Source organism: Catenulispora sp. GAS73 (assembly GCF_041262085.1).
Classification (GTDB): Bacteria; Actinomycetota; Actinomycetes; order Streptomycetales; family Catenulisporaceae; genus Catenulispora.
Window position 1 is genome coordinate 1 of record NZ_JBGCCM010000095.1, and the last position, 1673, is coordinate 1673.

Annotated in this window: 1 protein-coding gene; it reads left to right on the plus strand. The window is 67.8% G+C overall.

Annotated elements, in window-relative coordinates; genetic code table 11:
* Nucleotides 1-266 precede the first annotated feature (266 nt).
* Nucleotides 267-1595, plus strand: a complete 1329-nt coding sequence (locus ABH935_RS50830) for an IS110 family transposase (RefSeq protein WP_370385236.1) — start codon at nucleotides 267-269, stop codon at nucleotides 1593-1595.
* Nucleotides 1596-1673 lie beyond the last annotated feature (78 nt).

The following is a 1673-nucleotide window of genomic DNA, read 5'->3' on the forward strand; positions in this document are numbered from 1 at the left end:
GGACGCAGTTCGGTTGAGTAGTCCTGGCACGGCGTTGCCGCGCCGTCGTGGCGGCGCGAAAATGACCGGTGTGGGTGCTGTCCGTGTCGAGGCCGGCGTCGTTTGGCTGTTAAGCCGCGGTTGAGTCTGGCACCGGATCGCGGATTTGGGGTTGTGACCTGTTGCTTCGAGCACGCCGATGAGCACTTCGGTGTCCCTGGCGCGGTCCCGCGGCCGGCACCTGCGCGGTGTGGCGGCTGGGGAGCCCGTTCGGGAGGAGTGTCCCGATGGATCAGCGTGCTGAAGTGGTGGAGTTGGAGACGGCCGTGGAGCAGGTGGCCAGGGTCGCGGCCATTGACGTGGCCAAGGCTTCGGGCATGGTGTGCACCCGGCTTCCCGGGGAGTCGAACGCGGGTCGGCGGGTGCAGCGGACCTGGGCGGTCGCCGCGACCACGAACGACATCATCGCCTTGGGTGATCACCTGGTGTGTCAGGGCATCGAGTTGGTGGTGATGGAGGCCACCGGGGTGTTCTGGAAGCCGTGGTTCTTCCTGTTGGAGGACCGGGGTCTGCGGGTGTGGCTGGTGAACGCCCGTGATGTGAAGAACGTCCCGGGCCGGCCTAAGACCGACAAGCTGGATGCGATCTGGCTGGCCAAGTTGGCTGAGCGCGGGATGCTGCGCCCCAGCTTCGTGCCGCCGGCACCGGTGCGGGTACTGCGGGACCTCACCCGGCTGCGCCGGACCTTGACCGAGGACCGGACCCGTTACCGGCAGCGGATCGCCGACGTGTTGCAGGATGCCTGCCTGAAGCTGGCCGATCCCAAGCAGGGGCTGACCGACCTGTTCGGAGTCTCCGGCCGGGCGATCCTGGCCGCGCTGGTCGCGGGGGAACGCGATACCAAGACGCTGTTGACGCTGGCCCACCACCGGCTCAAGGGCAAGAGCCCCTACCTGGAGCAGGCACTCACCGGCCGGTTCACCGGCCATCACGGCTACCAGGTCGGGATGCTGCTGGAGTTGCACGACCGGTTGGACGCCGACATCGCCGAGTTGACGGTGCGGATCGAGGCCGCGATCGCCGGCATCGATCCGACACGCCCGCCTGGGGACGATCATCCCGGCCGCCCGGGTCTGCTGGATCGGCTGGATGAGATTCCCGGGATCAGCCGGGAGATCGCCGCCGACATCATCGGTGAGATCGGGGTGGACATGAGCGTCTTCCCCACCGGCGGCCACCTGGTCTCCTGGGCCAAGCTCACCCCGCGAACCATCCAGTCCGGGGCCAGAAGCGGCCATGGGCCGACCGGCAAGGGCAACCGGTGGATCAAGGGGCCGCTCGGTCAGGCCGCCGTGGCCGCCAGCCGGACCAAGACGTTCCTGGGAGCCCGCTTCCGCCGCATCGTCAAGCATGCGCCTTACAAGAAGGCCCAGGTCGCGGTGGCCCGGAACATCCTGGAGATTGTCTGGGTCCTGATCGACAACCCCGACGCCCGCTTCACCGACCTGGGACCGGACTGGCACACCCGGCACCTCGACACCGCCCGCAGAACCCGCCAGCACGTCCGCGAACTCGAACACCTCGGCTACACCGTCAGCCTCACCCCGGCAGCCTGACCACACAACACAAGAAACCTCCCGGGCAGCCGGGACACATCACGCTGCCCTCGGGAACCTTCATTTTCCGATGAGCGA

Bases quoted from the DNA above. Each gene is read 5' to 3' on its own strand.
- ABH935_RS50830 (WP_370385236.1), top strand. From the start codon at position 267: ATGGATCAGCGTGCTGAAGTGGTGGAGTTGGAGACGGCCGTGGAGCAG.